The organism is Ruegeria sp. YTSA075, assembly GCF_059610245.1.
Genome location: NZ_JBXWNG010000003.1, coordinates 393938 through 417679, shown reverse-complemented (window position 1 = coordinate 417679; position 23742 = coordinate 393938). Strand labels below are relative to the sequence as shown.

General features: G+C 57.4%; 27 protein-coding genes and 1 tRNA gene. 19 read left to right on the top strand and 9 right to left on the bottom strand.

Annotated elements, in window-relative coordinates; all coding sequences use genetic code 11:
• The first annotated feature begins 130 nt into the window (after positions 1–130).
• The 10 genes from AC2FGE_RS08120 (at position 131) to ribD (ending at position 9843) form a co-directional block, all read left to right on the top strand.
• Positions 131–1561: a Glu/Leu/Phe/Val family dehydrogenase gene (locus AC2FGE_RS08120; protein ID WP_496818697.1), complete on the top strand. Its 1431-nt coding sequence runs from the start codon at positions 131–133 to the stop codon at positions 1559–1561.
• A 121-nt stretch (positions 1562–1682) separates the two neighbouring features.
• Positions 1683–1979, top strand: coding sequence for a hypothetical protein (locus tag AC2FGE_RS08115; RefSeq protein WP_496818696.1), 297 nt, complete (start codon positions 1683–1685; stop codon positions 1977–1979).
• Positions 1980–2057: 78 nt separating this feature from the next.
• Positions 2058–4007 (top strand): DNA primase, encoded by a 1950-nt coding sequence (gene dnaG / locus AC2FGE_RS08110; protein WP_496818695.1) that lies wholly within the window; start codon positions 2058–2060, stop codon positions 4005–4007.
• A gap of 113 nt (positions 4008–4120) precedes the next feature.
• Complete coding sequence (gene rpoD / locus AC2FGE_RS08105) at positions 4121–6109, top strand: RNA polymerase sigma factor RpoD (protein ID WP_496818694.1); 1989 nt, start codon at positions 4121–4123, stop codon at positions 6107–6109.
• A 102-nt stretch (positions 6110–6211) separates the two neighbouring features.
• A complete protein-coding gene (locus AC2FGE_RS08100; protein ID WP_496818693.1) occupies positions 6212–6697 on the top strand; it encodes a thiol-disulfide oxidoreductase DCC family protein in 486 nt (161 codons plus the stop codon).
• A 5-nt stretch (positions 6698–6702) separates the two neighbouring features.
• A complete protein-coding gene (locus tag AC2FGE_RS08095) occupies positions 6703–7245 on the top strand; it encodes a DUF4166 domain-containing protein (protein WP_496818692.1) in 543 nt (180 codons plus the stop codon).
• 77 nt (positions 7246–7322) lie between these two features.
• The gene (locus tag AC2FGE_RS08090; protein ID WP_496818691.1) at positions 7323–7721 is read left to right on the top strand and encodes a hypothetical protein; all 399 of its coding nucleotides are present in this window, start codon (positions 7323–7325) and stop codon (positions 7719–7721) included.
• A 20-nt stretch (positions 7722–7741) separates the two neighbouring features.
• Positions 7742–8155, top strand: a complete 414-nt coding sequence (locus AC2FGE_RS08085) for a secondary thiamine-phosphate synthase enzyme YjbQ (RefSeq protein ID WP_496818690.1) — start codon at positions 7742–7744, stop codon at positions 8153–8155.
• Between the two features lie 120 nt (positions 8156–8275).
• Positions 8276–8746 (top strand): transcriptional regulator NrdR, encoded by a 471-nt coding sequence (nrdR, locus tag AC2FGE_RS08080; RefSeq protein ID WP_496818689.1) that lies wholly within the window; start codon positions 8276–8278, stop codon positions 8744–8746.
• Positions 8743–9843: a bifunctional diaminohydroxyphosphoribosylaminopyrimidine deaminase/5-amino-6-(5-phosphoribosylamino)uracil reductase RibD gene (gene ribD / locus AC2FGE_RS08075; protein ID WP_496818688.1), complete on the top strand. Its 1101-nt coding sequence runs from the start codon at positions 8743–8745 to the stop codon at positions 9841–9843. Before nrdR ends, ribD begins: the two co-directional genes overlap by 4 nt.
• Before the next feature lies 1 nt (position 9844).
• Here ribD and AC2FGE_RS08070 read toward each other — a convergent pair whose 3' ends face one another.
• The 3 genes from AC2FGE_RS08070 to AC2FGE_RS08060 form a co-directional block, all read right to left on the bottom strand.
• Positions 9845–11845, bottom strand: a complete 2001-nt coding sequence (locus AC2FGE_RS08070; protein ID WP_496818687.1) for a capsule polysaccharide biogenesis protein — start codon at positions 11843–11845, stop codon at positions 9845–9847.
• A 3-nt stretch (positions 11846–11848) separates the two neighbouring features.
• Complete coding sequence (locus AC2FGE_RS08065) at positions 11849–12982, bottom strand: polysaccharide biosynthesis/export family protein (RefSeq protein WP_496818686.1); 1134 nt, start codon at positions 12980–12982, stop codon at positions 11849–11851.
• A gap of 81 nt (positions 12983–13063) precedes the next feature.
• A complete protein-coding gene (locus AC2FGE_RS08060; protein WP_496818685.1) occupies positions 13064–14362 on the bottom strand; it encodes a capsule polysaccharide biogenesis protein in 1299 nt (432 codons plus the stop codon).
• Between the two features lie 162 nt (positions 14363–14524).
• Here AC2FGE_RS08060 and AC2FGE_RS08055 point away from each other — a divergent pair, with 162 nt between their 5' ends.
• From AC2FGE_RS08055 to AC2FGE_RS08030, 6 genes are all read left to right on the top strand, one after another.
• Positions 14525–15112: a riboflavin synthase gene (locus AC2FGE_RS08055; RefSeq protein ID WP_496818684.1), complete on the top strand. Its 588-nt coding sequence runs from the start codon at positions 14525–14527 to the stop codon at positions 15110–15112.
• 108 nt (positions 15113–15220) lie between these two features.
• Positions 15221–16342, top strand: coding sequence for a 3,4-dihydroxy-2-butanone-4-phosphate synthase (gene ribB / locus AC2FGE_RS08050; RefSeq protein ID WP_480547840.1), 1122 nt, complete (start codon positions 15221–15223; stop codon positions 16340–16342).
• A 2-nt stretch (positions 16343–16344) separates the two neighbouring features.
• The gene (locus tag AC2FGE_RS08045) at positions 16345–16896 is read left to right on the top strand and encodes a 6,7-dimethyl-8-ribityllumazine synthase (RefSeq protein ID WP_496818683.1); all 552 of its coding nucleotides are present in this window, start codon (positions 16345–16347) and stop codon (positions 16894–16896) included.
• The gene (gene nusB, locus AC2FGE_RS08040; RefSeq protein ID WP_496818682.1) at positions 16893–17375 is read left to right on the top strand and encodes a transcription antitermination factor NusB; all 483 of its coding nucleotides are present in this window, start codon (positions 16893–16895) and stop codon (positions 17373–17375) included. The genes AC2FGE_RS08045 and nusB overlap by 4 nt, the downstream gene beginning before the upstream one ends.
• Positions 17376–17434: 59 nt before the next feature.
• On the top strand, positions 17435–17740 hold the full coding sequence (locus AC2FGE_RS08035) for a hypothetical protein (RefSeq protein WP_496818681.1): 306 nt from the start codon (positions 17435–17437) through the stop codon (positions 17738–17740).
• A gap of 246 nt (positions 17741–17986) precedes the next feature.
• Positions 17987–18457 (top strand): hypothetical protein, encoded by a 471-nt coding sequence (locus tag AC2FGE_RS08030; RefSeq protein ID WP_496818680.1) that lies wholly within the window; start codon positions 17987–17989, stop codon positions 18455–18457.
• 417 nt (positions 18458–18874) lie between these two features.
• Here AC2FGE_RS08030 and AC2FGE_RS08025 read toward each other — a convergent pair whose 3' ends face one another.
• Positions 18875–19300 (bottom strand): SRPBCC family protein, encoded by a 426-nt coding sequence (locus tag AC2FGE_RS08025; protein ID WP_496818678.1) that lies wholly within the window; start codon positions 19298–19300, stop codon positions 18875–18877.
• On the bottom strand, positions 19297–19617 hold the full coding sequence (locus tag AC2FGE_RS08020) for an ArsR/SmtB family transcription factor (protein WP_496818677.1): 321 nt from the start codon (positions 19615–19617) through the stop codon (positions 19297–19299). The genes AC2FGE_RS08025 and AC2FGE_RS08020 overlap by 4 nt, the downstream gene beginning before the upstream one ends.
• A 113-nt stretch (positions 19618–19730) precedes the next feature.
• Between AC2FGE_RS08020 and AC2FGE_RS08015 the strand changes: the two genes are divergently transcribed.
• Positions 19731–20162: an MmcB family DNA repair protein gene (locus AC2FGE_RS08015; RefSeq protein ID WP_496818676.1), complete on the top strand. Its 432-nt coding sequence runs from the start codon at positions 19731–19733 to the stop codon at positions 20160–20162.
• A 6-nt stretch (positions 20163–20168) separates the two neighbouring features.
• Here the strand turns inward: AC2FGE_RS08015 and AC2FGE_RS08010 are convergent, their stop codons facing one another.
• Positions 20169–20357, bottom strand: coding sequence for a DUF6324 family protein (locus AC2FGE_RS08010; RefSeq protein ID WP_496818675.1), 189 nt, complete (start codon positions 20355–20357; stop codon positions 20169–20171).
• A 77-nt stretch (positions 20358–20434) separates the two neighbouring features.
• On the opposite strand from AC2FGE_RS08010, the gene AC2FGE_RS08005 reads away from it, so the two are divergent.
• The gene (locus AC2FGE_RS08005; protein WP_496818674.1) at positions 20435–20917 is read left to right on the top strand and encodes a GNAT family N-acetyltransferase; all 483 of its coding nucleotides are present in this window, start codon (positions 20435–20437) and stop codon (positions 20915–20917) included.
• 47 nt (positions 20918–20964) lie between these two features.
• A tRNA-His gene (locus AC2FGE_RS08000) sits at positions 20965–21041 on the top strand.
• 70 nt (positions 21042–21111) lie between these two features.
• Here the strand turns inward: AC2FGE_RS08000 and AC2FGE_RS07995 are convergent.
• The 3 genes from AC2FGE_RS07995 to AC2FGE_RS07985 all read right to left on the bottom strand — a co-directional run bounded on the left by AC2FGE_RS07995 (position 21112) and on the right by AC2FGE_RS07985 (position 23728).
• The gene (locus AC2FGE_RS07995) at positions 21112–21918 is read right to left on the bottom strand and encodes an ABC transporter permease (RefSeq protein ID WP_496818673.1); all 807 of its coding nucleotides are present in this window, start codon (positions 21916–21918) and stop codon (positions 21112–21114) included.
• Positions 21919–22012: 94 nt separating this feature from the next.
• A complete protein-coding gene (locus AC2FGE_RS07990) occupies positions 22013–22900 on the bottom strand; it encodes an ABC transporter permease (RefSeq protein WP_496818672.1) in 888 nt (295 codons plus the stop codon).
• A 78-nt stretch (positions 22901–22978) separates the two neighbouring features.
• Entirely contained in the window at positions 22979–23728 is a 750-nt protein-coding gene (locus AC2FGE_RS07985; protein WP_496818671.1) for a transporter substrate-binding domain-containing protein, read from the bottom strand.
• Positions 23729–23742: the final 14 nt, after the last annotated feature.

Genomic DNA, 23742 nt, shown 5'->3' with positions numbered 1-23742 from the left:
ACTCAGGGCAGGTCTTGGTAATCCCGCGTTCATAAAGTGATGAAAAAAAGTGCAGTTGTTGATTGCAGCCCGCTGCAAGTGGTGCGACAAAACGTCATGACGTTTGTCAGTTCCCGGTATGGAGGATTTTATGACCGGTATCAAAGAACCCAGCTTTCGTGAGAGTGTTGATCTGATGTTCAACAGGGCGGCGTCCCTGATGGATTTGCCCCCGGGGCTGGAAGAGAAGATACGGGTCTGTAACGCAACCTACACAGTTCGTTTTGGTGTGCGCCTGCGGGGCGACATTCATACCTTCACCGGCTATCGCTCGGTCCATTCCGAGCATATGGAGCCGGTGAAAGGCGGTATTCGCTATGCTTTGGCGGTGAATCAGGACGAGGTCGAGGCACTGGCAGCGCTGATGACGTACAAATGCGCGCTGGTCGAAACGCCGTTTGGTGGTTCGAAGGGCGGGCTTTGCATCGATCCCCGAAAATACGAAGAGCATGAGCTGGAGCAGATCACCCGTCGTTTCGCCTATGAACTGGCCAAGCGTGACTTGATCAACCCATCCCAGAACGTACCCGCGCCCGACATGGGCACGGGCGAGCGTGAGATGGCGTGGATGGCTGACCAATATGCGCGGATGAACACAACCGACATCAATGCGCGGGCTTGTGTGACAGGTAAGCCGTTGAATGCCGGCGGAATCGCCGGGCGGGTCGAGGCCACCGGGCGTGGCATCCAATATGCGCTGCGCGAATTCTTCCGCCATCCCGAAGATGTGGCCAAGGCCGGTCTGTCGGGCAAGTTGGATGGCAAGCGCGTTGTGGTTCAGGGGCTCGGCAATGTGGGCTACCACGCGGCCAAGTTCCTGAGCGAAGAAGACGGCTCGACTATCGTGGGCATCATCGAATGGGATGGGGCGCTCTATAACCCCGATGGCATCAATGTCGAAGCTGTGCGCCAATGGATCGTCAAACATGGTGGCGTGAAAGACTATCCGGATGCGACGCATTCGGCCGAAGGAGGCGCTGTGCTTGAGGCGGAGTGCGACATTCTGATCCCGGCTGCCTTGGAAGGTGTGATCAATCTGGAAAATGCCGAACGTATAAAGGCCCCGCTGATCATCGAGGCTGCGAACGGCCCGGTCACCGCTGGTGCGGATGAGATCTTGCGAAAGAAGGGTACGGTGATCATTCCGGATATGTATGCCAACGCCGGTGGTGTGACGGTGTCCTATTTCGAATGGGTCAAGAACCTCAGCCATATTCGCTTTGGCCGGATGCAGCGGCGTCAGGAAGAGGCGCGGCATGAGTTGATCGTCAGCGAGTTGGAGCGGCTGGATCGCTATCTTGGCGATGCCTGGACGATGTCTCCGGATTTCAAGTCGAAATATCTGAAAGGCGCGGATGAGTTGGAGCTTGTTCGGTCGGGCCTCGATGACACCATGCGCATTGCCTATCAGTCGATGCGTGAAGTCTGGCACAGCCGTGACGATGTCGAGGATCTGCGAACCGCAGCCTATATCGTTTCGATTGATCGTGTTGCAAACAGCTATCGGGCCAAGGGCCTTTGATTGCATATGGATGGGGCGGGCGTCTCGCTCCATCCTGAACTGCCGGTCCGAAAATGGGCAATGGCAGGCCTGGCGCAGGGCGGCTAAGCTACCGCTAGTTCAACGATTCCCGGAGACCCCAATGTTGCGTATCGCCATCGCTGCCGCCGTTCTTGCCACACCTCTGGCCGCGGCAGAAACCAAGGAACAAAGCTGCCAGTATCAGGCGGATGTGGTGGCCGCGATCCAGCAAGCGCGATTGGATAAGGTGAAAGAGCGAGACGTTCCACAAGCGGTCGCGGATAGCAGCCCCACCTGGCCCGAAAACTACAATGCTGCGGTTCCATTGATCACGCCTTGGGTATACGAACAGAAGATGCGCGATGTCCGCAAAAAGGACCTTGGCGCGGCTTGGCTGGAGCTCTGCCTGCAGCAATAATCCACAATCGGATCATTTCGCTGTGGATAAGCGCGCCATCCCCTTGGCGCGCGTTTTCATTTCTGGCAGGTTTGATAGATGTCTTTGCCCCCCGGATTTCTGGATGAATTGCGCACCCGGCTCAGCCTGTCTCAGGTCGTCGGGCGCAAGGTCATGTGGGATCAGCGCAAGTCCAATCAGGGCAAAGGGGATATGTGGGCGCCATGCCCGTTCCATCATGAAAAAACCGCCTCATTCCATGTGGATGATCAGAAAGGGTTTTATTACTGCTTTGGCTGCCACGCCAAAGGGGATGCGATTAGCTTTGTGAAAGAGTCCGAGAATGTCTCGTTCATCGAAGCGGTTGAGATTTTGGCGCGTGAAGCCGGGATGCCGATGCCCGCGCGCGACCCCAAGGCGCAAGAGAAACAGGATCGCCGGTCTCAATTGGCTGAGGTGATGGAGCAGGCAGTGCAATTCTTCCGTCTGCAACTCAAAACCGGGGCGGGGGGTGCCGCACGCGATTACCTGACGCGCCGGGGTTTGGATGCGCAAGCATTGGACCGGTGGGAAATCGGCTTTGCCCCCGATGGTTGGCAAGCACTTTGGGATCACTTGCGCGGTAAGAACGTGGCAGAGGAATTGATCCTGGATGCCGGGCTGGCGAAACCGTCGAACAAGGGCAAAAAGCCCTATGATACGTTCCGCAACCGCATCATGTACCCGATCCGCGACCCGCGTGGGCGATGCATCGCCTTTGGCGGTCGGGCGCTGGACCCAAGTGACAACGCGAAATATCTGAACTCACCTGAAACGGCGCTATTCGACAAAGGCCGGAGCCTGTACAACCACGGCCCCGCACGGCAGGCGGCTGGGAAGGGCCAGCCGCTAATCGTGGCCGAGGGTTACATGGATGTTATCGCGCTGGCCGAGGCTGGTTTCGGGGCGTCTGTGGCCCCGCTGGGTACTGCGATAACCGAACATCAGTTGCAGCTGCTCTGGCGGATTTCTGATGAACCTATCATCGCTTTGGATGGCGATACGGCGGGCCTGCGTGCCGCGATGCGGGCGGTCGATTTGGCCCTTCCTTTGTTGGAGGCCGGAAAGTCCCTGCGCTTTGCGCTGATGCCCGAGGGCAAAGATCCAGACGACCTGCTGCGCGCCGAAGGGGCAGGGGCCGTACAAAAGGTGCTGGACGGGGCTATTCCGATGGTTAAGCTGCTGTGGCAGCGTGAAACCGAAGGCAAAGTCTTTGACAGCCCGGAACGCAAGGCCGCATTGGACAAGGTGCTGCGCGACAAGATCAAACTGATCCGCGATCCTTCGATACGCTCTCACTATGGGCAGGAAATCAAAGACTTGCGCTGGCAGCTGTTCCGCCCGCAGCGCCAGCCACAGAACCGAACATGGCAACCACGGGGCAAGTGGCAGCCCCCCAAACAGCCCGCGACTGCCGGGGCGAGGGCGTCATTCCTTGCGTCTGCGGACAATGCCGACATCCACATGCGTGAAGCAGCCATTCTGGCCATCGCTGTTCTGAACCCGCATGTGGTGGTGCAGTTCGAAACGCAGTTGGACGATATGGATTGCCATGATCCCGATCACGCGGCGCTGCGCCACGCCATTCTGCGTCATGCGATCGATGATCCGGACAACCTGAAAGACCACATCATCGAAACTTTGGGCCCCGAGCCCCTTGAAAACCTGCTGAGCCTTCGCCATGTCGCTGTGATCCCTTGTGTGTTCAAACCAGGCGACGTTGAAAAGGCCCAGATGACGCTGGCCGAGGAACTCGCGAAAATCAAAGCGCTCCGGGGATTGGATGCAGAGATTGCTGAAGCGACCGAGGAGTTGTCCGACTTGGCTGACGAGTCATTGACGTATCGGGTGGGTCAGGCCGCCGAAGAGCGTAACCGCGCAAGCCGCAGCCAGAACGAGGACAAAGCCCTTTTCGACATCGCCGACAACGGCGCGCGAATCAACCGCGACGAGAAGGACGCGTTCAAAGCAATCATGTCTGGGATCAAATTCGAGCGGAAACGTCGATAAGTGATGTTTTCGTAAGGCACTAGAAAAGAAAAACAGGTAAACGGGTGGCCGAATCAGTTTCACGCGCTAATGATTCGGTTCCAACGAATCACCCATCCCTGCAGGAGCATTGAATGGCCGCCAAGGATACAAACGAAGATCGCAAATCCGACGAGCAGGAACAGGAAATCTCGCTGGACATGAGCCAGGCCAACGTCAAGAAGATGATCGCCGAGGCCCGCGAGAAAGGTTACATCACTTACGATCAGCTCAATCAGGTTCTGCCGCCTGATCAGGTCAGCTCGGAACAGATCGAAGACGTGATGTCGATGCTGTCCGAAATGGGCATTAACATCATCGAAGATGAAGAGGCCGAGGAAGAAGAAAACAAAGGCTCGACCGAACTGACCACGACAGACAGCAACCGTGAAGTCGCGCTGGCCGGTGCCGCCACCGAAAAACTGGACCGTACTGACGATCCCGTCCGCATGTATCTGCGTGAGATGGGCAGCGTCGAGTTGCTGAGCCGCGAGGGCGAGATTGCCATCGCCAAGCGGATCGAAGCGGGTCGGAACACGATGATCGCAGGGCTTTGCGAAAGCCCGCTGACCTTCCAGGCGATCACCATCTGGCATGATGAATTGCTGTCCGAAGACATTTTGCTGCGCGACGTCATCGATCTGGAAGCCACCTTTGGCAACCAGTTGGACGAGGACGGCGATGTTGAGGAACCCGTCGTTGATACCGCTGTAGTACAGGCTGCCAAGCCAAAAGAAGATACTGGCCCGGAATTGGATGCGGACGGTAACCCGATCGCCAATGACGACGATGATGACGAAGACGATCAGGCCAACATGTCGCTGGCCGCTATGGAAGCGGCGCTGAAAGATCAGGTTCTGACCACGCTGGAGCGCATCTCGACCGACTTTGCGATGTTGTCGGAAATGCAGGACAGCCGGATTTCGGCCACCCTGAACGAAGATGGCACGTTCAGCGCCAAGGACGAAGAGACTTATCAGAAGTTGCGGTCCGAAATTGTTGAGCTCGTGAATGGTCTTCACCTGCACAACAACCGGATCGAGGCGCTGATTGACCAGCTTTACGGTATCAACCGCCGCGTCATGTCGCTGGACAGCTCGATGGTGAAACTGGCGGATCAGGCGCGGATCAACCGTCGTGAATTCATCGACGCCTATCGTGGTCGCGAATTGGATCCGAACTGGATGGCGGATATGGCCGAAAAGCCAGGCCGGGGCTGGCAGATGTTCATAGAACGCTCGACCGACAAGGTAGAAGAACTGCGCAACGATATGGCTCAGGTCGGTCAGTATGTCGGTCTTGATATCTCAGAATTCCGCCGCATCGTACAGCAGGTTCAGAAAGGCGAGAAAGAAGCTCGGCAGGCCAAGAAGGAAATGGTCGAGGCCAACCTGCGTCTGGTGATTTCGATTGCCAAAAAATACACGAACCGTGGCCTGCAATTCCTTGATCTTATTCAGGAAGGGAACATCGGCCTGATGAAGGCGGTGGACAAGTTCGAATACCGCCGCGGCTATAAATTCTCGACCTATGCGACCTGGTGGATTCGCCAGGCCATCACCCGCTCGATTGCGGATCAGGCGCGGACTATCCGTATTCCGGTTCACATGATCGAAACGATCAACAAGCTGGTTCGGACTGGCCGTCAGATGCTGCATGAAATCGGCCGCGAGCCGACGCCGGAAGAACTGGCCGAAAAGCTGCAGATGCCGCTTGAGAAAGTGCGCAAGGTGATGAAAATCGCCAAAGAGCCGATCAGCCTTGAGACGCCGATTGGTGACGAGGAAGATAGTCAGCTGGGCGATTTCATTGAGGACAAGAATGCCGTGCTGCCGCTCGACAGCGCCATTCAGGAGAACCTCAAGGAAACGACGACCCGGGTTCTGGCCTCGCTCACCCCGCGTGAGGAACGGGTTCTGCGGATGCGTTTTGGCATTGGCATGAACACCGACCATACGCTGGAAGAGGTCGGCCAGCAGTTCAGCGTGACCCGCGAACGTATTCGTCAGATCGAGGCGAAGGCGCTGCGGAAACTGAAACATCCCAGCCGGTCGCGAAAACTGCGATCTTTCCTGGATCAGTAAAGTCAAAGGCGCCGAGCACACGGCGCCTTTTTTCTTTGTCCGTCAGATGCGTCCGGGCGGAATCTTCCGTTGTTCTTTCATGTCGCATTGCCCACCGCCAGGATGCATGACACCGTTGCCTTGCCGGGTTCGACCGAAAGAAACCACCCTATGCAAGGTTCTGAAATTTCAAAAGAATGGGATGTTGGAAACCTGATCGTGTTCGATGGGGAATGTGTTCTGTGTTCGGGCTTCTTTCGGTTCATGCTACGGCATGACCGGGCGCAAGTGTTTCAGTTTGCAACAGCGCAATCACCCTTGGGCCAAAAGCTATACCGACAGCTAAATCTGCCCACAGAAGACTTCGAAACCAACTTGGTGATCGTGAACCAAAAGGTACATCAGCGTCTGGATGCCTTTGCGGCTGCGATGGCGCAGCTGCCGGGCCCTTGGCGCGCCCTGTCGCTGTGCCGTTATTTGCCGCGCTTTGTAAAGGACCCACTTTATCACGCCATCGCGCGCAATCGCTATGCCATCTTTGGGCGGACCGACAGCTGCATGGTCCCGGATGCGGATGTCCAGTCGCGTTTTACAGCGTGCGGATTCTGAGGCGAATGGACCCGTTTCTGCAAGCGCTGCCGCCGCAATCGGATCTGCCGCAGGCGGTACGGCAGCTGCACAGTGCCGAAGGCGTTTACGAAGGGCGTTGTGATATCCAGCGGGGGCGTGGACGTTTGGCGAGCATTGTGCTGAACCTTGCTGGGTTTCCCCGGAATGGACGTGACGTGCCGGTTCGGGTGACGGTGATGCGCGACGGTCAACATTGGCTTTGGACCCGCGATTTTGCGGGCCATATCACGCGTTCTCGCTTGTGTTATGACCCCAATACGAGGTGCGTGCGAGAAAGGTTCGGCCATGTATCCATCTGGCTTAAGGCCTTGATTGTAAAGGACAAGTTGCAGGTCGACATCCAGCGTTTGACTCTATTGGGGCTGCCGGTACCGACCATTCTTCTTCCGCGTTCTTCGACGTTCGAGATGCAGGACGATCAGGGAAGGTACGTCTTTGATGTGTCCGCTCGGGTTCCGTTTCTTGGGCGGCTGATCCGCTATCACGGCTGGCTGACGCCTGTTCACGCCGCCGATGAAATCGACTAAATTGATCGTGAACCCAGCAGCTATTGGACCACCGGGGCCTATCTTAGGCCTATAGGCAACAACGAAAAGACAAAACGATGAAACAGACGATCTTATGTGCACTGTCGGTGGCCGCAACCCTTGGCTTGGCGGCACAAACAAATGCGGCGCCGAACGGGTATCGAACCGAGCCGATCAATAGCACCGATTTTGAGGTCATACCGCGCGCTCAGCAGTTCACAGATGGCTATTGGTGCGCGGCGGCAGATTTTGCGCGCCGAAAGCTGGGCTTGGGCTGGCAAGACCGCATCTATGTCCTGCGCGGCTATGGACCTAGCGTCACCACCGGACGCAGAACAGCGGTACAGTTTACAATCAAAGAGCCATCAGAGACTCCAGTACAACCCAGTTTTGTCTTATCAAGCTTTGCCGCAGGCTCCAGCATATCAGTCCAAGGGGCAAATGCGAAATGCGATACCCGCCCGTTCTTTAGATAATAAGGTCTGAGCCAGAATAGATGCGCACTGAATTCGCGATCCAAACTCAGGGCGCGGGCCTGTATGAGTTCACCAATGATGTGCATCGCTGGCTTGGCCCATCTTTGAAGGATGGCGTTCTGACACTGTTCGTGCGCCATACTTCATGTTCGCTGCTGATACAGGAAAACGCCGACCCCGAGGTTCAGACTGATCTGAAGGCTTTTTTCGAAAGACTGGTGCCGCCATCGGATCATCCCGCGATGTCCTATCTGCGCCATACCTATGAAGGGCCGGATGATATGCCCGCGCATATCAAATCCGCGCTTATGCCCGTTTCGCTGTCGATCCCGGTCTCGGCGGGTCGCATGTGTCTTGGGACATGGCAGGGGATTTACCTGTTCGAACACCGCTCTGCACCGCATCGTCGTTTGATTGCGGCGCATCTTGGATAACCCTTTATCTAGGGGTTGAAAATTCCGACTACCCAAATCCTAGCGGCTGCCCTATAGTTGTGGATAAGTAAGCCAAAGTGCTTACAAAAAGAGGCCGAACTTGGGACGAGGAGACGGCGGATGCGCTGCCCGTTTTGCGGAAATATCGACACTCAGGTGAAAGATTCACGCCCGGCAGAGGATCACGTTGCGATCCGCCGACGCCGGTTTTGCCCGGCCTGCGGGGGCCGGTTCACCACATATGAACGCGTGCAACTGCGCGATCTTGTGGTGATCAAGACCAATGGAAAGCGCGAAGATTTCGACCGCGACAAGCTGGAGCGTTCGATCCGTATCTCGATGCAGAAACGGCCGGTCGATCCTGAACGGATCGATCAGATGATCTCGGGCATCGTGCGTCGGCTGGAAAGCATGGGCGACACGGATATCCCATCCAGCAAAATCGGCGAAATCGTCATGGAAGCTCTGGCGCGGATCGACACCGTTGCCTATGTTCGCTTTGCAAGCGTGTACAAGAATTTCCAGGCGGCCGATGATTTCGAGGAGTTTGTCCACGAGTTGCGACCGCCGCAACCTCTGACGGACGAGTGAGCGAAACAGATAGGCGATTTATGGCGCTGGCCCTGTCATTGGGGCAGCGTGGTCAAGGGTCGTGTTGGCCCAACCCGGCCGTCGGGTGTGTTATCGTGCGCGAAGGGCGCATTGTCGGGCGGGGCTGTACCCAGCCGGGTGGACGGCCTCACGCAGAACCTGTTGCGTTGGCGCAGGCTGGATCGGCGGCCAAGGGTGCCACGGCCTATGTGACGCTGGAACCTTGTGCGCATCACGGCCAGACCCCCCCCTGCGCAACCGCTTTGATCGAGGCCGGGGTGTCGCGCGTCGTGGCCGCGCTTGAAGACAGCGATCCGCGTGTGTCAGGGCAGGGTTTCGCGATGCTACGAGAGGCCGGGATTGAGGTCGAGACCGGTGTGCTGGCGGATCAGGCGGCGCAGGATTTGGCGGGGTTCTTCCTAAAAACAGAACAAAGCCGCCCCTTTGTCACCCTGAAACTGGCCAGCAGCTTTGATGGGCGGATCGCGACGCAAAGCGGCCATAGCCAGTGGATCACGGGCTCAACCGCCCGCCGCGCTGTGCACGCAATGCGCGCGCGCCATGATGCGGTGATGGTTGGGGCAGGGACGGCGCGTGCAGATGACCCCTCGCTGACCGTGCGGGATTTGGGCGTCTTACATCAGCCTGCACGGATTGTCGTATCGCGGCATTTGGATTTGCCTCTGATGAGCCAACTGGCACGCACGGCCAAGGATGTTCCCGTCTGGATATGCCATGGTCCAAGCCCCGATCCCGATCGCGCTCGCACGTGGGAAGGGCTCGGCGCCCGGCTGATCCCTTGCGCGCTGCGGGATCACCATATCGACGCCACAGATCTGTTACAGCAATTGGGTCAGGCTGGTTTGACACGGGTGTTCTGCGAGGGCGGTGCGGCCCTTGCCGCATCACTGCTTGAGGCGGATATGGTGGATGAACTGGTCGGTTTCACCGCTGGTTTGACCATTGGCGCCGAAGGGCTTGCTGCGGTCGGTCGATTGGGTCTTGAGACACTTGAGGCCGCGCCGAGGTTTGAGCTGATCGAAACACGCGCGATTGGTGCGGATATCCTGCACCGCTGGCGACGATCCACACAGTGACTTAGCGCCACAAGCGCGCATGCGTGGCAAGAGCCCCCTGCAGCTTTGACAGCAGGCGGTTCAGCAGGCCTGTTTTCGCTGGTACTCCGTTAGCCAGACGCTCAACCGCGACTTCGACGGGGCAGGGTTGACCCGTCAGCGGATCCATATAGCGCGGATAATCGATAAGTGTTGCGTGGACCAACCCCATCAACGATGGCCGTGCACCGCGACGCGCGGGAACTGTGCCCAGATCATGGGTCAGACCCCATCCGGCATAAAACGGAGCCCCCAAGGTCGTGACCTTGACCCCACGCAAGAGGGCCTCGAATCCAATCAGCGAGGTCATGGTCCAGACCTCTTGCACATGCGCCAGCACCGAGGCCGGATCGCAATCGTCCAGAACCAGATCGGCCAGACCTTCAGCCTCGACCTTCCCCTCTCGCAGCCCCGCCTGAACATCCGGGTGGGGTTTATAGACTAAAACGGCGTTCGGGTTCGCTTCCCTTGCGGCACGCAGCAGTTCGAGATTGGTGCGAATGTTGCTGGTGCCCAATAGGACTGAGGCGTCATCCTCCACCTGTCCCGGCACCAGAATGCAATGCCCCTCGGGCAAGGTCGGAGCAGGGTGTCCAATGTTGTATTTGCTGAGTCCACCCGACAAAAGGCGCGCCACCAAATGCTCCGCTCGCAGTTCCTGGTCTGGGCGCAAGGTCTCGCGTTGGGCAATCAGTTCTTCCAAGCGGCTTGGGCGCGTGGGGTCGTAGTAAATCCCCAGATCATCGGTCACCAGCGACAGGGGCGGGATTAACTCTGCACCCAACCCGCGTGAACGCAGAAAGCCGTCTTCGACACGAATGACCCCCTCGGCATCTCGCGACTGACTGGCCCACACCATATGCGGCCGATCGCGGGTGGTGGGCACAGTGCTTTTGAATTGAACCTTGCGATGTCTGCCAAACATTTGCTGCAGATGTTTTCGCTTCCAGAGCCGCATGCCTGAGGCTGTCCAACCTTGCCGATCCTGACGCCAAGCGCGCGTCGTGGCCTCCAGCGTGTCCAGAACAGTTTCCAACTCGCACAACCTGTCCCGATAAGGATCGTACCATGTGGGATACAGCAGCATGGCCGCTGCAAACAACTGCGCGCGCGTCAGGTTCCGGGTTCGGCGCGGGATCGGCACCTCATCTAGCGTCAAACCCCAACCGGCGTAAAAGGGCTGCCCGAAAACCCTGGGTTTGTGACCGGCCAGTATTGCCTCGAACCCCAGCTGCGAGGACAGCGTGTAAACACCAACCGCGCCATCCAACAGGGACCACGGGCTGAGCGCATCATGCAAAAACGAGACACGATCAGAGAGGTCCTGATCGCTGAAGTATCCCGGGCGATGGCCCGCTTGGGTTTCAGGATGGGCCTTGATCAGGACACGCGCGCCCGGGTTTTCCTCCTGCGCGATCACCAGCATTTCGCGGAACCGGGCATAGTCGCCTCCGCTCGCTGTCACGGCGGCGTCGCCTTGCGTTTGATCAATGACCAGAACATATCCGGGATCAGGCGGCGCGATGTCAGTGTCAAAAGCCGAGTATTTGCTGAGATGAAGGTCCTTTATCCGCGCAATAGCACCGCGCGCGCGGTTCAGCAGCGCGGTATCGTCCAGAGGATGTGTCGCCAGTAGCGTTTCAAGGTCTGAGGGAGCGGACGGGTTGAAATGCAGCCCGGTTTGATCCAGTAGCAACCCCAAAGGTGGCTCGCCCGCGCGCCCGGGATTTAGAGAGCGTAGAAAGGCGTCTTCAACCCTCAGGACCGGGGAGCCGTATTTTTCGGCCATGCTCAGGCCGCGATGGGCGGTTGGGCTGTTGCCCCAGACCCCAACGGTATCGGCCTGTTTGGGTAGGCCAAGGCGAATGTCATAGCCGGTCAACGACAGGATGCGCCGTATGCGACGGTTGGTCAGAAACCCCCCATTATAAACAAACAGCCGGGTGCGATTTGCCCCGGCTGCGGTGTCCGTTTCTGGATACACGGGTTAGTTTCCGGTCAGTGTGGCGACGTTTGCGACCGGTGTCAGACCACCCGCGATCAGCGAGATCGACTTGCTCCACTGTGCATAGGGGGCTTCGGTCACATAGATCGTATCATCATCGCGGATGACAAAGTCGCGGGCGATGAACAGACCGTTGGGCGCGGTCAGATTCAGCAGGTAGATCATGCGCTGATCCCCTTGCAATTCCGCGCGACCTGTTACGCTGCGGGCGATGTCCTGACCTTCTTTCCGAAGGATGAAAATCCCCGTCGGATCTGAGGAGAGGCCCTGCAAACCACCCACCTGCGCCAGCGCTTCCAGCGCCGAAAGATCTTGACTGTCAAACGCAATCCGCGACTGCCCACCCGTCGCACCCAGCGCGATGTAAGAGCGGCTGTCAGCCTCAACCAGGATGCGGTCACCACCGCGAAGCGCGACATCCAGATTGGGATTTTTAAACAGGTCTTCGTACCAAACAGTGCCTTTCTGGTCGCCTCGGATCAGCGTCACCAGTGCGATGTCCGATCCAACGGCTACTCCCCCTGCCTGGGACAACATACCCAGCAACGTGCGGGTCGGGCGTTCGATCGGGTAAATACCGGGCGCGCCGATTGTTCCGGTCAGAGACACGGTCGAACCGTCACCGGCAACGCGGCGCACTTCGACCTGTGGATCAGGGGTCTGTTCTTTCAGCTCGTTTGTGATCAGCACGCGCAATTGTTCAGGCGTATTGCCCGCCGCGCGCAGACGGCCCGCATAGGGGACGAATATGAACCCGTCACTGTCGACCTGCACCTCTTCCAGGGCGGTGGCGGCACCGGTTTCTCCTGACAGCAAGCCATCATCCACGTTTTCCCATACCGTCAAGCCCAGAACATCGCCCGGGCGCACGGTATCTGCTGCCACGTTCGATGCGCTGCGGAAGGATGAAGAAAACCCAAATTGCGGGATGCTGGAGGTGGCCTTGGTGACGCGGTCATCCACTTCGACCACAAAGGCGTTGCCGCCGTTTTCGACTGAGCCCGCCAAAATCTCTGATTTATTTGGGCCGGATTTGGGAAGCTGGCATGCGGCGACAAGGCCGCAAAGAACCAAAAGGGTAACCCCCCGTAGTGCTCGGGTAGAAAAGCGTTGCACTGCCTCTGATCCTCAAACTTCTTTTTGTTGGGGGCAAACTACCCGGATTGGGCAGCAACATCCAGCAGAGGATGCCTTATTTCACTCGACAAGTCGCAACTGTGGCGTGCGTGCCTCGTTGTTCCTCAGAACCGCCTGGTAGGGATCATGCGCGCGCAGGACCATATCCGCGGCACGGCGGAGCAATTGTCGGCGCCCCCGCCGCGAATAAAAGCCACCGGGAACCTGACTGGTTTCCAAAAGGAACTGACGGTAGATGCGATAGGCTTTTGCATCCGGCATTTCGGGGTCTGCAAAGAAGTCTTCAATCGGTTGTTGCGATACAAATTCAGGCTTGTCGTAAACCGATCTGCCGAAAATCCGCAGCGGAATGCCGCGCCACAGTACCTGCTGACCTGCAGTTGAATTGATGGTGACGGCCGAGTTTGCTTCATCCAGCAACTTGGCCAGCTTGCCTCCAGGCACATAGTGAACGCGCCCCTCGATCCCGTGCTTGCGGGACAGATCGCGAACCCGACGGCGCAGCGGTTCACGATGGTTTTCCAGCGGGTGTTCCTTGATCACCAATCGGTGATGGCCCGGTGCGCCCTTGGCGAAACCTTCGATCATCTGTTCCAGAAACGCGCTCATGCTTGCGTAGTCGGAATGCGACTGGACTGAGCTGTCGTGACCCAGTTGAAGCAGCACAAGATGGTAGGGGAACGCACCCCGGCGTACCCGCAAAGTGGACCAGCCGCGCTGGAGGCGGTGAAACGGCATCAGGGCCAAGCGCTTGAAATACAATTTGAATTCCTTGGCGACCGAAAGGTCGCGATGCGGGCGGAAGTTGCGGTAGCGGCGGTTCATGAACAGAACGAACCAATGGTATAGCGCGCCATAGAAGATGTGCTGGCGCATATCTCCCCAATGCGAAGGTGGCGGCGGTGATGCCGTATCGGATTGCTCCAGCGCCTGATGCATATCCGCGACGTCCAGCGACATCAGTCTGGAGTTCCCGTTGGACCCCCAACGCTCATAAGTTACCCACCAGGGCCGCAGATACCCTTCCTCAAAGACATGGATCGTTATGCCACGGGATCGCGCGATTTCAACAGCACGGGCATGAACCGGGCGTGTATCGCCGTACAGAACGATATCGGTTACGTCCTTGCGGATGATCAGATCGATCAGGGTCTCGGGCCAAAGCTCTGGCTTGTAGCGGAACGGAATATAGGTAGATGTGTCAGACCAGAACGCCCGATCCCCGGCATTGAACCCGACCCGCCAGACCTGCGCGCCGGCATCTTGCAGCATGCGCCCAAGCGCGCTGAAGAACGGGCCATGTGGCCCCTGTAGAAACAGAAAAACGCGGTCGCTTGATGAAGTGGCGGAGTGGGTCATCCCTGACATATTATCCAATCTTTTGGGCGAAACTATGCCTGATTGTCTCAGTTTTTTACTCATTTGTGCCTTAATTGAGCGGTCGGTCCTTGCCCGCGCTTGGTGAAGGTCGTACCCCAGCGATTAAAGTCAGGATCAGGTTAGGGATCGAGGGTTAACAGAATGTTTACAGGGATCGTCACGGATATCGGCACCGTTACCGAGTTAGAGCAGCAAGGCGATCTGCGAGCGCGCATTCAGACGGCTTATGAAACCGCTGGCATTGATATCGGTGCCTCTATTGCCAGCGACGGTGTCTGCCTGACAGTGATTGCACTGGGCGATGACTGGTATGATGTGCAAGTCAGCGCCGAGACGGTGTCGAAAACAAATCTGGACAGCTGGACGCCTGGCAAACGTGTCAACCTGGAACGCGCTCTGAAGGTTGGCGACGAACTGGGTGGCCATATCGTTTCGGGCCATGTGGATGGCGTGGCCGAGGTTGTAGCGGTTCAGGATGAGGGCGACAGCACGCGGGTCACATTGCGCGCGCCCAAGGAATTGGCACGCTTCATAGCCCCCAAAGGGTCGGTTGCTCTGAACGGAACATCTCTGACCGTGAACGATGTTGAGGGGTGCGAATTTGGCATCAACTTTATCCCTCATACCAAAGAAGTGACCACCTGGGGTGATGTCACCGTTGGGGATCAGATCAACCTTGAGATCGACACGCTGGCCCGCTATGTCGCACGCTTGGCCGAGATGTCCTGAGGTAAATATACGTCGCGTCCTGACCCGCGCACGCCGTTTGCGCTCTGGTCTTTGGGCGCGGTGTGGTCTATTCCGCGTTGCAGAAATGCTCTTGTGAAAGGCTGCCCCATGAGCTTTGAAACCCCCGGTCCGGTCGAGGCCCAGCTACGCGACGCGATCAGCCCGATTGAAGAGATCATCGAAGAGGCGCGCAAAGGCCGGATGTATATACTGGTCGATCACGAGGATCGCGAAAACGAAGGCGATTTGGTGATTGCCGCTGAATTCGCGGATGCCGAGGCGATCAACTTCATGGCCACCCATGGACGCGGGCTGATCTGTCTGCCGATGACGGCGGAACGGATCGACAATCTGGGCCTGCCGATGATGGCGGTGAACAATTCATCGCGTCACGAAACTGCGTTCACCGTATCGATTGAAGCGCGCGAGGGAGTTTCGACGGGTATCTCTGCCGCCGACAGGGCGCTGACCGTGGCCACCGCGATCAACGAACAGAATACGATGGCCCATATTGCCACCCCGGGCCACATCTTCCCGCTGCGGGCCAAGCGGGGCGGGGTGCTGGTGCGCGCGGGCCATACTGAGGCTGCTGTCGATATCTCGCGCCTGGCGGGGCTGAACCCGTCGGGCGTGATCTGTGAGATCATGAAGGCTGACGGCACCATGGCGCGCCTGCCGGATCTGGTCGAATTCGCGCAAGAACATGATATGAAGATCGGCACCATCAGTGATCTGATCGCGTACCGGTCGCGCAATGATAATCTGGTGGTTGAAACCTCACGCGAAACCGTAACCTCGGAATATGGCGGCGAATGGGAAATGCGCCTGTTCACCGATCAGCTTTACGGCATCGAACATGTCGTCATGATCAAAGGTGACATCACCACGCCCGAGCCCGTTTTGACCCGCACCCACGCTTTGCACGAAGCGCCGGATATTCTGGGCCTCGGCCCCAAGTCTTCACGTGAATTGCCGCGCGCGATGGAGAAGATCGCGGAAGAGGGTCGGGGGGTCGTCTGCCTGTTCCGCCAGCCGCGCAATTCGCTCTACGCGGTTGAGGATGAAGGTCCACGGACAATCAAGCAAACGGGTCTCGGGTCTCAGATCCTGTCCAAGCTGGGCGTTCAGGAACTGGTTCTGCTGACAGATTCACCTGAAACCGTATATCTGGGGCTCGACGCGTTTGGCCTGTCCATCGTCGGCACCCGCTCGATCCTGAAGGAAGACTGATCATGGCTGCTCAAGACGAACATGGCATCCTGCCGACACCCAAATTTGACAAGCCGGTCAAACTTCTGATCGTGGCAGCCCCTTTCTACCGTGCGATTGCCGACAACCTGATCGCAGGCGCCATGGCCGAAATCGAAGCGGCTGGCGGGACCTGCGAGGTTGTCGAGGTTCCTGGTGCGCTGGAAATTCCTACCGCTATCGCCATGGCTGATCGCCACTGCAATTTCGATGGTTATGTTGCGCTGGGCTGTGTCATTCGAGGCGAGACCACGCATTACGAAACCGTTTGCAACGACTCTAGCCGTGCCATTCAGTTGATGGGCCTGCAAGGCCTGTGCATCGGCAACGGTATCCTGACGGTCGAGAATGACGAACAGGCCGAGGTGCGCGCCAATCCAGAAAAGATGAATAAAGGCGGTGGCGCGGCTGCTGCGGCCTTGCATCTGATCGCGCTCAGCCGTAAGTGGGGCTCTTCCAAAAAGGGCGTCGGATTCAAGCCGCCGTCCGAGTCCATCCTTGTGGCGGGCGACAGCAACGGACCCACGACAGCATGAACCAGACTAACGCGCCGAAACCGGCCAACCAGAAACGCCTGATGAAATCCGCGGCCCGGCTTTATGCCGTGCAGGCGCTGTTCCAGATGGAGCAATCGGGCCAGACCACTGAGGCGGTCGTGACCGAGTTTCTGGATCACCGGTTTGGCGCTGTCTATGAAGGGGACGAGATGCTGGATGGCGATATCGGCGTCTTCCGGTCGCTGGTCGACAATGCGGTGAACTATCAGGCCCAGATTGACCAGATGACCGACCGTGCGCTGGTCGCCAAATGGCCGATTGCGCGCATCGACCCGACCTTACGGGCCCTGTTCCGCGCCGCCGGGGCCGAGCTGACCCAAAGCGACACACCCCCCAAAGTGGTCATCACCGAATTCGTCGACGTGGCGCGCGCCTTTTTCCCAGACGGCAAAGAGCCCAAATTCGTCAACGCCGTATTGGATCACATGGCGCGCGAGGCCCAGCCCGAGGCGTTCTGACGCCTTTACCGCAGGCTGAGAGGCGCTAGAATCATGTCCACAGCGCAAGGAGGTCTGCCATGCCCAAACTGATCCGTCTATATATCACGCAGGTTGTCTGGGGATTTGTAATCTCGGCGGTGTTTGTCGGGGTGTTGCTGGCATTCAACGTGGCCAATCTGCGGAGCCTGATGATTGGCTCAGATGTCGGCTTGATCGCCTTGCTGATGATCTGGTTTATGAACGGGATCGTCTTCGCGGGCGTCCAGTTTGGCTACAAGATCATGAGCATGGCCGAGAAACCCAAAGGCCCACGCGGGGGCAAGCCGGTTGTACATGAATTTGAGCCGGTCGTGATCAAGCAAGAGGCGAGTGTTTCACGCTGAATCGGGTGTTAGGCCAAATCACCCTGAGCCCCTCATGTTCTTTCTGATCGAGAGGTAGACGATGGCACTGGAATTGACCGTTGTGAGCCCTGAGTGTCGGATGCTGCGGCTTCTGCGAATGTCCGGTTTGACGAAGCCTGGTGTATCTTCCAAATGCCTTGGGAAATTGGCATAAAGGAGTGCCGGTTGATGGGCCGTGCGCTTCACCAGTTAATCTAGCTATGTCAACTTAGGTAAACTCATAGAATGTCGATGTTTTCGATGCCAACAAGTTTTTCAGATTTTCTTGTCCGAAGCATCAAGACGCTTCCGTACTTAGCGGTGACGATGGGCCCGTTGTTCTTCTGCATTGGTCTGTGGATGAGTTACTCTGCCGCCAATTTCTCGGCAAATTCGTTCGCAGTAGAAGCTCTGGTCGTTACTGTAGAAGAACGTCGTGGAGACAACGGGATAGTCTACAGACCGACCTTTGAAGCAGCGCACAACGGAAATCGAATTCAATATGTTGGAAACACGTGGGTCGCGCCAAAGCCGCATGAAGCTGGAGACATCGTACCTGCTTACTATGATCAAGCATCGGGCGTAATCCGTAGTGATGTAATGTTGAAACAGTCCCGATTCATGGGTAGCGGTTTTATGAGGATCGGTGGAGTTTTTGCGCTACTTGGCTTCACCTTTTTTGGGTGGCGTCGTTATTCAAGTCGTCAGCGACGATAACAATTAAATCTGATCGGCACGAAGCTCCTGCTCGCAAAGCGGTCATTGTATCAGAGACGATGTAAGTCCGGTTTGTCCGCAAAGCGATTGTTGAGGTAGGAAGTACTAGGCTATCAGAGTGTAATCGTTGAACCTGCCGCTAATTCAGTCTGAAATCCGAACCCTAGAAGGCGAACGTGGGTGGCGTTCTGAGCCAGTTCTGGTATGCGGCGGGACCACCAGTCAACCGTGCGGTTTGATTCCCGAGGACCTGTATGTACAGGTGGGCGCCAGGTAATCAGGCCAGGACCTGAACAGAGCCAGCCCCCTCGGAATTGCTTAAGGCCACCAGAATGCTACCAGTCACAAGAAGGGCAGAACCCGCCAAGCGCTTAGTTAGGGCGTCGGGCGGGTTCGTACAAGGGGTTTGTGGACAGATCAGGCGTCGACCGGCTCGTGCAGGGCAGCGCGCATCTTGCCAAAATGCTCGTCCCAGCCATTGTCCAACGCCAGGATCAGGCCAAAGGCCTCGGCGGTTTGGGGTAGGCCTTCATGTAACAGGCTCAGGCGCGTGCCGCCCGCAACGGGTGTCAGTGTCCATTTGACTACGCTGACAGCATCGCCCATCGGTTTGACGGTGAACGTGTATTCCAGATATTCTGGCGCGCGCGCTTCCCGGACCTCACCCCAGATCAGCAGATCGCCGCTGGTGGTTCCGAACATCTCAAGCTTCTGGCCTTTGGTCAGTTTTCGTTCGGGTTTGTGAAACCATTCGGCAAGCCGTTCGGGCTCGGTCAGGTAGGCCCAGACCGTGTCCGGCTCGGCCCGCAGGAAAATGGATTTTTTCAACACAGCATTGCTCATTTGTCTTTCCTTTCAATTGCTTCTTTAAGAGAGCTAAGGCGATCATCCCAGAACTGGTCAAAATAGCTGAACCAGTCCAGAACAGGCGCCATGCCCTGTGGTTCTATTCGGTTGATGCGTTCCCGGCCGCGAGCTTCCACCGTGATCAACCCGCCATCAGACAGGACTGTCAGGTGCTTTTTCACGGCGGCGCGGGTCATGTCGAACCGGTCGGTCAACTGGCCGATCGTCATGTCCTCGGACGCCAGCAGTTTGACGATGTCTCGACGGGTTGGATCGGCCAGCGCACGAAACGCGTTTTGAGTTAGGTTCTCCATCGGTGCCTCATAAGTAGTACCTTTCGGTGTTATATTAATTGAATACCAAAAGGTATCATGTCAAGTCTGGATCTGTGCTTTACATTTGTTCACTGATTGTTCACATTTTTTTCATGACTTTGGATTTGCAACCTGGACAGAAACTCGCACGCGGCGTCGCGCGCCACCTTGCGGCGCATGGGTTTGTTTCTGTTGAGGAATTCGTGCCAGCCCGTGGTTTGCGGGTCGATGTTATGGGGCTGGGCCCCAAAGGTGAGCTTTGGGTGATCGAGTGCAAGTCCAGCCGCGCGGACTATCAGTCAGACGCAAAGTGGCAGGGGTATCTGGAGTGGTGTGATCGATTCTTTTGGGCCGTTGATACAGATTTTCCGACGGAACTATTGCCGGACGAAACTGGCCTGATCATTGCTGATGCCTATGACGCCGAAATCATTCGAATGGCGCCAGAAGACAAACTGGCCCCGGCGCGGCGTAAGAAGATGATCCAGAAATTTGCAACCGATGCGGCACGGCGTCTGCACATGCTGCGTGATCCGCGACTTTAAAAAGGTTCAGCCACCAACGGCGCGGGCGGCTTGCGCTGCGGCGCGGAGTTCCTCGGCGATTTCCTCAGCCTCTTCCGGGTCGAAATCCATGGGGACTTCAAGGCCATCAGCCTCGATGAACAGACGCACCATACCCTGATCGGTTGGACCGATCTGCAGGTTGGCCTGAATCTCGCGTTCGGTGTTGATACCCATACTCGCCTCCGGGACTGAGCATTTGTGCTAGCGCGCAAAGGGTTGAGAATCAAGCCGCCTTTGCTGTCAGATAAGGAATGGAAGAAGTAGTTCTCAGATCGTTTCGGGCCGATGATGCGCCCTGGCTGGTCGAACGGCACGGCACGCTTTATGCGCGCGACGAAGGCTTCGACGACAGTTTTGCACCGCTGGTCGCCAACATCCTTCGCGATTTCATTGCTGATCACGATCCATCCTGTGAAACTGGATGGATCGCCGAACGCGCAGGTGAAAGGCTGGGCAGTATCTTCTGTGTCAGGCTGGACGCACAGACTGCGAAACTGCGGCTGTTCCTGCTGGTGCCCGAGGCGCGCGGGCTGGGGTTGGGTAAGCGGCTTCTGGAAACCTGTATGGGCTTTGCCAAACAGGCCGGATACCAGCAAATGCAGCTTTGGACCCATGAAAGCCACCGGGCTGCCTGTGCGCTGTATCGGGCCAATGGATGGCAGCTGACGGGCAGTAAACCGGTGCATTCTTTTGGGGTCGATCTTGTCGAACAAAGCTGGAAAATTCAGCTTTAATCCTCTTGCAATCCCCGGACGCGTTCGGTACATCGCCCTTCACGAGTGCCGCCTTAGCTCAGTTGGTTAGAGCGCTGGATTGTGGATCCAGAGGTCCCCTGTTCAAGCCAGGGAGGCGGTACCATCTCCCCCACATAGCAAGCAAATTGCTGCGTGATCAAACCTGTTTGATCTACAGAGTCCAGCGCGTTTGGTCAGCGCGCCAGATTTAATCTGAATTTCATCTTGCTCTGTCTTGCGACGGGCAGATGGCGGTTCAGGCGCTTGTTCACCTGTCCAAAGCCCCACACGATGACTAGTGTCAACAGGATGAAATAAAAGGCCAAAATCGGGTAGGGTACAAACGGGTTGAAGGTTTTGTCGGCAAAGTAGCTGGCATAGTACAAGGCGTCTCCACGCTGCTGCCAAGCCGGGAAGGCCGAGAAAAAGACCAGTGTTGTTGACTGGAACACAAAGATCGCTTCGTTTGTGTAGGCAGGCCATGCTAGCCGCAACATGGTCGGCCAGACGATGCGGCGGAACCGGGCCCAGCCGGACATGCCGTAGGCATCTGCAGCCTCAAGATCGCCCTTTGGGATGGAGCGGAGTGCACCATAGAAGATCTCACCCGAATAGGCGGAGGTGTTCAGGAACAGCACGATCAAAGCCCCCAACCAGGCCGAGGTGAACGCGTCGAACATCGGATAGGGTTTCTTCAACGACAGGAAGAAGAAATAGGCGAAGAAGAACTGGATAAAGAGCGGTGAGCCCCGGAACAAAAAGATGAACCATTCGGACGGTTTGCGCAGCCATTTGTTGGGCGATGCTTTTCCGACCGCCAGCGCGGTAGCCAGAAAGAACCCTGTCACCATTGCCATGATGCCGAAATAGATATTCCAGATCATGCCTGAACCGATCAGGGTGAAGTGCTCACATAGTGTGAAATCGGTCTTGGGCAGCAGGCGTTCGCCATATCCAAGGGAACGCAGGCCATAGTCCTGAATGGTCTGGATGCAGCTCATGCTCGGGCTCCCTCAAAAGGAGACGGCGCGCGAGAAAACGATTGCAGCGCAATGGCGTGCTGCACCACCCGGTTGGTGTCTTGAGGCGCGAGTGTCATGCCGTGGTTTCCTTGCGCAGAAGCTCTCCGCCCGAGGTGGCCTGACCGTGGGACAGGCGGCGCATCAGTCTTTCGAGCCCGATTTCGGACACGCGGGTCATGCTAAGATAAAAGACCAGCAGGGCGAGGAAGTACCACATACGCCAGTCGCCATGGGGATAGTCGGTGAAGCGCGATGTTTTGGTGCCGCCCAGTTCGCGGGCCCAATAGACGATGTCTTCGACACCCAGTAAGAACAGAAGCGGCGTGGCCTTGATCAGAACCATCCACAGGTTTGACAGGCCGGGCAGCGCGTATACCCACATTTGCGGAACAAGGATGCGCCAAAAGGTCTGGCTGCGGGTCATGCCATAAGCCTCGGCCGTTTCAAGCTGCGCATGCGGCACAGCGCGCATTCCGCCGAACAGGACATTGGCAGCGAAAGCGCCGAACACGATGGAGAATGTGATTACCGCAAGGAAGAAGCCGTAGGTCTCATGCACCCATTCTGGCGAGGTCCCAAGCGGCAACTTGGCGGCCTGACACACCAGAAAGTCGTTGCCTTGACGGATCGGATCTGTCCAGTCGGGGCAGAGGATCTTGTGGCGGATCCATTCGAACCCCTGATCCAGCGCGATGACGAAGAACAGGAAAAAGGCAATGTCAGGCACACCGCGCACAATCGCGATATAGGCCTTGCCCAGCCAACTGAGAGGCGGAAAGTGAGACCGTGCGGCCATCGCGCCTGCAAAGCCAAATCCGAGCGCGACGGGTGCGGTCACAGCCAGCAAGGCCAGAACTTTGATGAATGAGACGTAGAACGACCAGTGGACGCCATTGGTCAGATAGCACGAGAACCAGCGGAACGTGCCCAGCGTGTCAGGATCAGCGCAGTAGGAGAACATAAGGCGTCTTTCGAACGTCTGGTCCGGCAAGGCCGGAATGGGCCCGGCGCAAGGACGCCGGGCCGTAACAGGTCAGTATCAGTTGGTGACGACCGAACCGTCAGCTCCGTATGTGGCGGTGCCTTCACCGAACCACTTGATTAGCATCTCGTTAAGTGTGCCGTCAGCTTTCATCGACGTGATGGCTTCGTCGAACTTGCCGCGCAGTTCACCGTCGCTTTCACGCAGGCCCATGCCGACGCCACCGCCCAGTGGAACCGGATCGCCGACAAAGACCAGCTCACCGCTCGATTCTTCGACCAGCGGCACCAGATAGTCGCGGTCGGCCAGAACGGCATCGGCTTCGCCGTTGCGGACGGCTGCGATGGTTTCTTCCGGGGTCGCGAATTCAACCAGAGTCGCGCCGGTTTCGGCGACGTGGCCCGCCTGAATGGTGGCGGTTTGCGCAGCAACAACACCGCCGGTCACATCGGCTGCGTCAGAGGTCGCGACATAGGCCGACGCGGTTGGCGGGTAATAGTCCTGTGTAAAGTCGATGACCTCATCGCGTTCGTCGGTGATCGACATACCCGCGATGATGGTGTCGTAGTTACCCGAAACCAGGTTTGGAATGATCGAATCCCAGTCATTCTTGACCCATTCGCAATCCAAACCGGCGCGCTTGCACAGCTCGTCGCCTACATCACGCTCGAACCCGTCGATCTCGCCGGCATCGTTGATGAAATTATACGGAGGGTAGGCGCCCTCGGTACCCATGCGCACAGTGTCGGCCATGGCGATACCGGCGGTCAGCGCCAGTGCTGCGGTGGACAGAATCAGGTTTTTCATTGGTTACTCCCCAG

What these genes read in the sequence shown, in the direction of transcription:
- AC2FGE_RS08120 (WP_496818697.1), top strand. Translation starts at nt 131, where the DNA reads ATGACCGGTATCAAAGAACCCAGCTTTCGTGAGAGTGTTGATCTGATG.
- AC2FGE_RS08115 (WP_496818696.1), top strand. Translation starts at nt 1,683, where the DNA reads ATGTTGCGTATCGCCATCGCTGCCGCCGTTCTTGCCACACCTCTGGCC.
- dnaG (WP_496818695.1), top strand. Translation starts at nt 2,058, where the DNA reads ATGTCTTTGCCCCCCGGATTTCTGGATGAATTGCGCACCCGGCTCAGC.
- rpoD (WP_496818694.1), top strand. Translation starts at nt 4,121, where the DNA reads ATGGCCGCCAAGGATACAAACGAAGATCGCAAATCCGACGAGCAGGAA.
- AC2FGE_RS08100 (WP_496818693.1), top strand. Translation starts at nt 6,212, where the DNA reads ATGCATGACACCGTTGCCTTGCCGGGTTCGACCGAAAGAAACCACCCT.
- AC2FGE_RS08095 (WP_496818692.1), top strand. Translation starts at nt 6,703, where the DNA reads ATGGACCCGTTTCTGCAAGCGCTGCCGCCGCAATCGGATCTGCCGCAG.
- AC2FGE_RS08090 (WP_496818691.1), top strand. Translation starts at nt 7,323, where the DNA reads ATGAAACAGACGATCTTATGTGCACTGTCGGTGGCCGCAACCCTTGGC.
- AC2FGE_RS08085 (WP_496818690.1), top strand. Translation starts at nt 7,742, where the DNA reads ATGCGCACTGAATTCGCGATCCAAACTCAGGGCGCGGGCCTGTATGAG.
- nrdR (WP_496818689.1), top strand. Translation starts at nt 8,276, where the DNA reads ATGCGCTGCCCGTTTTGCGGAAATATCGACACTCAGGTGAAAGATTCA.
- AC2FGE_RS08060 (WP_496818685.1), bottom strand. Translation starts at nt 14,362, where the DNA reads ATGACCCACTCCGCCACTTCATCAAGCGACCGCGTTTTTCTGTTTCTA.
- AC2FGE_RS08055 (WP_496818684.1), top strand. Translation starts at nt 14,525, where the DNA reads ATGTTTACAGGGATCGTCACGGATATCGGCACCGTTACCGAGTTAGAG.
- ribB (WP_480547840.1), top strand. Translation starts at nt 15,221, where the DNA reads ATGAGCTTTGAAACCCCCGGTCCGGTCGAGGCCCAGCTACGCGACGCG.
- AC2FGE_RS08045 (WP_496818683.1), top strand. Translation starts at nt 16,345, where the DNA reads ATGGCTGCTCAAGACGAACATGGCATCCTGCCGACACCCAAATTTGAC.
- nusB (WP_496818682.1), top strand. Translation starts at nt 16,893, where the DNA reads ATGAACCAGACTAACGCGCCGAAACCGGCCAACCAGAAACGCCTGATG.
- AC2FGE_RS08035 (WP_496818681.1), top strand. Translation starts at nt 17,435, where the DNA reads ATGCCCAAACTGATCCGTCTATATATCACGCAGGTTGTCTGGGGATTT.
- AC2FGE_RS08030 (WP_496818680.1), top strand. Translation starts at nt 17,987, where the DNA reads ATGTCGATGTTTTCGATGCCAACAAGTTTTTCAGATTTTCTTGTCCGA.
- AC2FGE_RS08025 (WP_496818678.1), bottom strand. Translation starts at nt 19,300, where the DNA reads ATGAGCAATGCTGTGTTGAAAAAATCCATTTTCCTGCGGGCCGAGCCG.
- AC2FGE_RS08020 (WP_496818677.1), bottom strand. Translation starts at nt 19,617, where the DNA reads ATGGAGAACCTAACTCAAAACGCGTTTCGTGCGCTGGCCGATCCAACC.
- AC2FGE_RS08015 (WP_496818676.1), top strand. Translation starts at nt 19,731, where the DNA reads ATGACTTTGGATTTGCAACCTGGACAGAAACTCGCACGCGGCGTCGCG.
- AC2FGE_RS08010 (WP_496818675.1), bottom strand. Translation starts at nt 20,357, where the DNA reads ATGGGTATCAACACCGAACGCGAGATTCAGGCCAACCTGCAGATCGGT.
- AC2FGE_RS08005 (WP_496818674.1), top strand. Translation starts at nt 20,435, where the DNA reads ATGGAAGAAGTAGTTCTCAGATCGTTTCGGGCCGATGATGCGCCCTGG.
- AC2FGE_RS07995 (WP_496818673.1), bottom strand. Translation starts at nt 21,918, where the DNA reads ATGAGCTGCATCCAGACCATTCAGGACTATGGCCTGCGTTCCCTTGGA.
- AC2FGE_RS07990 (WP_496818672.1), bottom strand. Translation starts at nt 22,900, where the DNA reads ATGTTCTCCTACTGCGCTGATCCTGACACGCTGGGCACGTTCCGCTGG.
- AC2FGE_RS07985 (WP_496818671.1), bottom strand. Translation starts at nt 23,728, where the DNA reads ATGAAAAACCTGATTCTGTCCACCGCAGCACTGGCGCTGACCGCCGGT.